2 protein-coding genes and 1 pseudogene are annotated in these 7,941 nt (G+C 65.7%); 2 read left to right on the forward strand and 1 reads right to left on the reverse strand.

The genetic code is table 11. From position 1 onward, the window contains the following. Positions 1-4: 4 nt before the first annotated feature. A complete protein-coding gene (locus DW178_RS09750; protein ID WP_118351005.1) occupies positions 5-2,341 on the reverse strand; it encodes a hypothetical protein in 2,337 nt (778 codons plus the stop codon). 362 nt (positions 2,342-2,703) lie between these two features. Between DW178_RS09750 and gltB the strand changes: the two genes are divergently transcribed. Both gltB and DW178_RS09760 read left to right on the forward strand, forming a co-directional pair. Beyond that, complete coding sequence (gene gltB / locus DW178_RS09755; protein ID WP_118351007.1) at positions 2,704-7,422, forward strand: glutamate synthase large subunit; 4,719 nt, start codon at positions 2,704-2,706, stop codon at positions 7,420-7,422. A gap of 3 nt (positions 7,423-7,425) precedes the next feature. Further along, a pseudogene (locus tag DW178_RS09760) lies at positions 7,426-7,941 on the forward strand (hypothetical protein); the annotation flags it as partial.

Genomic DNA, 7,941 nt, shown 5'->3' on the forward strand with positions numbered 1-7,941 from the left:
CTGTCTACACGCGGTACACGGCGATGCCTGTGAAGTTGAATATGCGCTTGCCGTTGTCGTGTAACGCCACATATGCGCGATCGGTCGTCCCGTCGTTGTTCACGATGGGCGCATAGTATTTGTGGCGATAGAGATGCGATGGATGCTTCATCTGACGTTCGTCGATAAGCGGCAGTTGATAGGCAACGAAGGGCGCCCCCGTGTTGCGCGGTGCGGCAAGGTTGCCCTCGCCTTCGCCGAACAGGATGTCCGTGAGCGTATTCTTCTTGTCGTAGTCAAGGTACATGTTGACCAGCTGATCTTGCGTGAGCACGCAATGACCTGCGGAATCTCTCATGAGCTGCTTTTGCGTCAGACCGCCGTCCTTGGTCGTGTGCACGTTCGCGGCGTTGGCGGCGATTTGCACCTGATGTCCCGGCACCTGGTAGTAGCGGATGTTATCGGCTCGTTTCACCAGCTTTTGCGCGGTGGCCATCGCCGCAACCTCGTTGGCGACGCCCGTCGCGGTGCCGTCGGCATCGTCATCTTCGGCAAGCAAGGTCAGCGCCGTCTCGGGCAGCGTGGCGGTTCCGAACAGGCCCTTCCAAAAGCCCAACCACTCGGCAAGCTCGGTCTTCTTCTCGGGGTCGTCTTTGATGGCCAGGTAGTGCTCGTTGAGGCAAAACGTCGAATAGTTGACGAGCGCCATGAAGTTCGACAGCACTGAGCTTTGGAAGTTGGCGCGCATCTCATATCCGTGGTGCTCCCACTTGTAGCTCAGCACCATGAGCTCGTCGAACGCGCCGAACAGGTTCTTGTTCGTGCCGGTGTAGCACTGCATAATCTCGTTGCCCAGGACGCCGGCCATGTCGTAAACGTATCTGCCGCACACCTGGTAGCGGGGGTTCGAGTACAGGTTCTCGGCGAACTCCTTGCGGCGGGCTTCCTTCTCGCTTCCATCGGGCAGCGCGTCGATGGATTCCACCATGCTGTTGAGCTTTGAGAGGTCCCATCGCATCTCGGCGGAGAACTTGCTGAGGTAATTGTTCACCTGCAGGTAGCAGGCCTGCTTGTCGAATTGGGCTATGACCTGCGCGATCTTGCGCTCGATGTCGTCGAGCTGCCCTTGGATCTCGGTAAGCTTCGCAATGATCTGCGCCGATTCGTCGTTGCCGCCGAACACCAGATCGAGCAGAGACGAGCTTCCGTACTCGAAGGCGCGCCCCGCCGTCTGCTCGCCGATGAATTTCAAGCCGGCGATCAACAGATCGATAGCCTCGATCGCGACGTCGGCTTCGGGGGCAGGGTCTTCCGCGCCCAGCGCGGCCACGTCTTGTTGGAAGTCCTCGGCGGGCTGATCATTGGATGACACGTCGGGCTCGCCATCGTTTTCCAGGGGTTCCCCGGGCGTGAAGGACAGCAAGTTCTCGTCGTTGTCATCGTCGGCCGCATCCTCCGTGTCGATGGTGGGGCCGCCTGCGGTCTCGTCTGCGTAGGCGGTTTGCGGGGCGAAGAGGTTGATGGAGGCAGCGGTCGCGGAAGCAGGGCCGCTGCCGGCGGGCGCCTTCGCCTGGTGGACGGTTGCGGTGCCGGCCAGGGCGGCGACGGCATCCTCCCAGGCGGCATCGTCGTTCGCGGCCTCGAGCAGCGTGCCGTGGCGCTGCTCGGCGGCCCCTTCGTCGCCGGTGATGGTCACGCGCGCGCCGCCGGCTCCTTCGCCGGACACCTGGGCCTCGAAGGGCGCGTCGACGTCGCCCACGGAGCTGTTCGCGTTGATGACCAGGTCGGCGCACGAATCGCCCAGCGTGGCCCGTCCGATGCGCGCGCCGTTGTGTGCGACGGCGTCGCTTTTGCCGACGACGATGAGATGGTCGATCGACCCTTCGATATCGGCGGTCTTGATCGAGCCGAGGCTCAATACGCTGATGGTCGCGTCAGGTTGGATGGAAACGACGCCGTCGGAGTTCACGCCGTCGACGTTGAGCATGCGCAGCGTTCCCGTCACGATGACAGGGGACCCAAGCGGCGCCAACGTCAGGCAGCAGGGATCGGGGTTTTCGCCATCGCGATAGCAGAGCGCTATGGTGCCGTCGGCAAGGTTCGGGATCAGGGAAAGCGCCGCGCCCGAGAACGCGGTTCCCGCGGCGTCGCCGTTGATGAAGAAGCGCTGGCCATCTACGTGCAGCGTTACCTGGTCGGACTCGCCTGAGGAAGCGCCGCCTCCGTTGTTGTCCGCGCTGCATCCGAGCGAGGTGACGCCGGTGAAACCGAGCGCGCACGAGCCGATGAGCACGGCGGACGTTTTGATCATGGTGCGACGGGTGAGGCCGTTTCCGGCGGGTCGAGCGTCGAAGCTTGTCATAGGGACTCCTCCCCGAAGGTGAAAACGTTGCGCACATGATATGACACGCGCGATCGTTTTCGGAAGGGGAAGGCCCGCCTTTTTCGGCGGCGGATGGCGGTGGCTGGGCGGGCGCGAAGATGGGCGGTGTTGCCTTTGCCCGTTCGTTCGCGTTCCCCGGTGTTGGGCAGCGGGCAGCAGCGGGCGGTGGCGGGCAGCGGCGAACGGCGACCCGTCCGTCGCCATGTTTCCACCTTCGAACGATGTTGTTTCCAGCTGGTTAACCGTAGCGGCGGAAACGCTTGCGTAACACGTGGCCTGCACACTGAATGCGGGCCGCTTACGTTTTCAGGCGGCCTTATCATCCAGACGAAGGACCGCATATGAACGCTGAACTTACCGAACAAGCCGAGGCAGCCCGCGAAACGGGGGCGGCCGCTGGCTTCACCGGCGCGCAATGCGCGAACGAAACGGCTGGTCGCGTGCATGCCGCACCGGCGGCAACCGCAGTGCGCACGCCCGGCTTGTACCGATCCAGTTACGAACACGACGCGTGCGGCATCGGTGCTCTGGCCCACCTGAAGGGACAGCGAAGCCACGCCATGCTCGACGACGCGCTTTCCGTGTTGGTGAACCTTGAACATCGCGGCGGCACCGGCTTGGAGCGCAATACCGGCGACGGCGCCGGCGTGCTGTTCCAGATTCCGCATCGTTTCTTCCGCAAGGAGGCCCAGAAGGAGGGCCAGCTGCTGCCCGACGAGGGCGATTACGGCGTGGCCATGCTCTTCTTCCCGCACGACGACCCTACGGGCGTGCGGGACGCGAAGCGCACGTTCGAGGAGGGGTGCGCGAAGTGCGGCATCCCGCTGATGTTCTGGCGCGAAGTGCCCGTCGACCCGCACGACCTCGGTTCCACCGCACAGGCGTGCATGCCCACCATCTTGCAGGCGTTCCTGCGCCGCCCCGCCGACGTTGACGCAGGTCAGGCGTTCGAGCGCAAGCTGTACGTGTGCCGCCGCACCATCGAGCGCGCCGCCGACGCCAACCCGGCGCTTGCGGGCAAAATCTTCTACGTGTGCTCAATGTCGTCGCGCACCATCGTATATAAGGGCATGTTGGTGGCCACGCAGATGCGCCGCTTCTTCACCGACCTCAACGACGCGGCGGTGGAGACCAGCCTGGCGCTCGTGCATTCGCGCTATTCCACGAACACCACGCCCAGCTGGGAGCGCGCGCACCCGAACCGCTACATCATCCACAACGGCGAGATCAACACGCTGCGCGGCAACATCAGCTGGACGCGCGCCCGCGAACCGAAGCTGTACAGCCCGGCGCTAGGCGATGACCTGCGACAAGTGCTGCCGATTATCAACCGTGAGGGTTCGGACTCGGCCATTTTGGACAACGTGCTGGAGTTCCTCACCATGAACGGCCGCCCGCTTGACCGCGCCGTCACCATGATGATCCCCGAGCCGTGGGACCACAACGACCGCATCTCCGACAAGCGCCGCGCCTACGACGCGTACCAGTCCATGCTCATGGAGCCGTGGGATGGCCCGGCGGCCATCGCGTTCACCGACGGCCGCATGCTCGGCGCCGCGCTCGACCGCAACGGCCTGCGCCCGGCGCGCTACTACGTCACCCGTGACGACTGGCTGATCCTGTCGTCGGAGGTCGGCACCATCGATGTCGACCCGGCCAACGTGCTGCAGGCTGGCTGCCTGGGCCCCGGCGAGATGCTCGAGGTGGACCCGGGCCAGGGCCGCGTCATCTGGAACGACGAGATCCGCAACCGTTACGCCAACGAGAAGCCGTACCGCGATTGGCTGGACGAGGAGACGCTGGCGGTCGATGACCTGGAGGCCCCGGCGCCCGGCAAGCTGCCCGCCGAGCGCGATGCGAACGCGGGCTTCACGCGCCGTTTGGCGAAGCTGGGCTACCATTACGACGACGTGCAGGAGCTGGTGCGCCCCATGGCCGAGCAGGGCAAGGTGCCCCTGGCATCCATGGGCACCGACGCTCCGCTGGCGTGCCTGTCGAAGCGCCAGCGCAGCTTCTTCGATTACTTCAACCAGCTGTTCGCCCAGGTCACGAACCCGCCGATCGATGCGCTGCGCGAAAGCTTCGTCACCAGCAGCGTGCTGTACGTCGGCAATCACGGCAACATGCTCGAGGACTGCCGCGACACGTGCCGCCTGGTGCGCCTGGAAAGCCCCATGCTCACGCACGACGAGTTCGACCGCCTGTGCGCCATCGACCGCGTCGGCTTCAAGACGCAGCGCTTCGCGTGCGCTTATGACCGCGATGCCGCCGAGGGCGCGCTCGAGGCGGCGCTTACCGAGCTGTGCATCGACGTCGAGCAGGCGGTGCACGATGGCGTGAACCTGGTCGTGCTGACCGACCGCACGGCGGAAGGCGAAGTGCCCATCCCCAGCCTGCTGTCGCTGGCGGCCGTGCACAACCACCTGATCGCCGTGGGCCTGCGCACCGATACCGACTTGATTATCGAGGCCGGCGACGCGATGCGTGCGCACGATTTCGCCTGCTTGGTGGGCTATTCCGCATCGGGCATCTATCCGTATGCGGCGCACGAGTGCATCCGCGACCTGTGCGAGCGCGGCGAGATCTCGATCCCCGGCGATGAGGCCGTGGCAAACTACGACCGGGCCGTTGTGGCCGGCATCACCTCCATCATGTCGAAGATGGGCATCTCCACGATGCAGGGCTACCACAGCGCGCAGATTTTCGAGATCTTGGGCCTGGACGATTCCCTGGTGGAGAAGTATTTCACGCACACCTCCACGCGCATCGGCGGTCTGGACGCCGCCGGCGTGCAGCGCGAGCTCAACGAGCGCTACGACAGCGCCCTGGCACTGGAGAAGAGCCCCTCGCCCGAGCAGCTCCCCACGCTCGGCGTCACCGCGTGGCGCCCGCTTGGCGGCGAGGAGCACCTGATCAACCCGCAAACCATCTACCTGCTGCAACGCGCTTGCCGCGAGGGCGACTACGACCTGTTCCGCGAGTATAGCGCCGCGTGCCACGTGCCCGGGCGTGCGGTCACGCTGCGCGATCTCATGGACTTCGCGCCGACGCGCCAGCCGGTGCCGCTGGACGAGGTCGAACCCGCGAACGAGATCGTCAAGCGCTTCAACACCGGCGCCATGAGCTACGGCTCCATCTCCAAGGAAGCGCACGAGTGCCTGGCAATCGCCATGAACCGCCTTGGTGGGCGCAGCAACACCGGCGAGGGCGGCGAGGACCCGGCGCGCGAGACGCCGCTGGCAAACGGCGACAGCAAGTGCAGCGCCATCAAGCAGGTGGCGTCGGGCCGTTTCGGCGTGACCAGCCGCTACCTGTCGAGCGCCATCGAGATTCAGATCAAGATGGCCCAGGGTGCAAAACCCGGCGAAGGCGGCCACCTGCCCGGTAAGAAGGTGTACCCGTGGATCGCGGAGGTTCGCCGCTCCACGCCGGGCGTGGGCCTGATCTCGCCGCCGCCGCACCATGACATCTACTCCATCGAGGATCTGGCGGAGCTCATCTTCGACCTGAAAAATGCCAACCCCGATGCGCGCGTTTCGGTGAAGCTGTGCGCGTTGGCGGGTGTGGGCACCATCGCCACCGGCGTGGCGAAGGGCGGTGCGGACAAGATCACCATCTCCGGCCACAACGGCGGCACGGGCGCGGCCCCGCGCGACTCCATCTACCATGCGGGCATCCCGTTCGAGATCGGCCTGGCGGAAACCCAGCAGACGCTTCTGCGCAACGGCCTGCGCAGCCGTGTGGTGGTGGAAACCGACGGCAAGCTCATGTGCGGCCGCGACGTGGCCATGGCGGCCCTGCTCGGTGCCGAGGAGTTCGGCTTCGCCACCATGCCGCTGGTGGCCATGGGCTGCATGATGCAGCGCGACTGCCAGCAGGACACCTGCCCGGTGGGCATCGCCACGCAGAACTGCAAGCTGCGCGGTTGCTTCGCCGGCAAGCCCGAATACGTGGTGAACTTCATGACGTTCGTGGCCGAGGAGCTGCGCGAGATCATGGCCGATCTGGGCTTTCGTACCGTCGACGAGATGGTCGGCCACCCCGAGTGCCTGCGCCAGGTGGAGGTGTCCGGCAACTGGAAGGCCAACGAGATGGACCTGTCCGACATGCTGGCGCCCGCGACCTGCGAGTTCGGCCGCGCCATCCCCGGCGCGGATGGTCGCCACTTCCTGCCGTCCATGGCGGCGGATTGCCAGCTTGACAAGTCGCTCGACGCCACGCTGTTCATTCCGTACACGGCAAGCGCGCGCGAGCATCTGGAGCCCATCCGATTCCGTGCCGACATCGACAACGTGAACCGCTGCGTGGGCACCATGCTGGGCAGCCAGGTGACGCGCCAGCATCCTGAGGGCTTGCCCGAGGGGTCCATCACCGTGGACTGCGACGGTTCCGGCGGCCAGAGCTTCGGCGCGTTTCTGCCCTGCGGCGTGACGCTCAATATCACCGGCGACGCCAACGACTACTTCGGCAAGGGCCTCTCCGGCGGCATCCTGACGGTGCGCCCGCCCGAGACGGCCACGTACAAATTCGATGAGAACGTGGTCATCGGCAACGTGGCGTTCTACGGCGCCACCAGCGGCAAGGGCTTCGTCAACGGCCTGTCCGGCCAGCGCTTCGCCGTGCGCAACTCCGGCGCCACCGTGGTGGTGGAGGGCGTGGGCAACCACGGCTGCGAGTACATGACCGGCGGCGTGGCGCTCATCTTGGGCGAGGTCGGGCCGAACTTCGCGGCCGGCATGTCTGGCGGCGTGGCGTACGTCTATGACAAGTTCGGCACGCTGGCCGCCAACTGCAACCAGGACATGGTGCGCCTGTGTGAGCCTTCCGCCGACGAGATCGAGCTTATCCGCAGCCTGATCGAGGAGCACGCCGAGCGCACGCAAAGCCCGCGCGGCATCAAGCTGCTGTACCAGTTCAACACGCTGAAGCGCCACTTCGTGAAGGTCATCCCGCGCGATTACGAGCGCGTGATGAGCGTGGTGGCCGAGGCCGAAGCGGCAGGCAAATCGCGCACCGATGCGCTGCAGATCGCATTCGATGCCATGACGGAAGGGAAGTAGGCGATGGGAAAGCCCGGAGCATTTTTGGAACACGGTCGCTGCGCCCACAGCCTGCGTCCCGTGCAAGAGCGAGCCCGCGATTTCGACGAGCTATACGAGCCGATGCCGGAGGAGCGGACGCGTGAGCAGGCAAGCCGCTGCATGGCATGCGGTGTGGCGTTTTGCCAGGTTGGGGCGCCGTTTGGGAAGGCAAGGCCTTCCGGCTGCCCGCTGCACAACCTGATCCCCGAGTGGAACGACCTGGTGTGGCGCGGCCAGTGGGAACAGGCTGCCGAGCGCTTGGCGCTGACCAGCCCCATGCCCGAGTTCACCAGCCGCGTGTGCCCGGCCTTGTGCGAGGCGGCGTGCAACCTTGCCCGTAACGACGAGGCCGAGACCATCCACGACAATGAGCGCGCCATCTCCGATTGGCAGTGGGCGCACGGCGGGCCGCGCCGCTTCGAGCCGGCGGGCCAGGACGCGCCGAGCGTCGCCGTGGTCGGCTCGGGCCCGGCGGGCCTGGTGGCCGCGTGGGACCTG

Source organism: Eggerthella sp. AM16-19, from assembly GCF_003474385.1.
In the GTDB taxonomy this organism is placed as follows: Bacteria; Actinomycetota; Coriobacteriia; order Coriobacteriales; family Eggerthellaceae; genus Senegalimassilia.

What these genes read in the sequence shown, in the direction of transcription:
- DW178_RS09750 (WP_118351005.1), bottom strand. Translation starts at nt 2,341, where the DNA reads ATGACAAGCTTCGACGCTCGACCCGCCGGAAACGGCCTCACCCGTCGC.
- gltB (WP_118351007.1), top strand. Translation starts at nt 2,704, where the DNA reads ATGAACGCTGAACTTACCGAACAAGCCGAGGCAGCCCGCGAAACGGGG.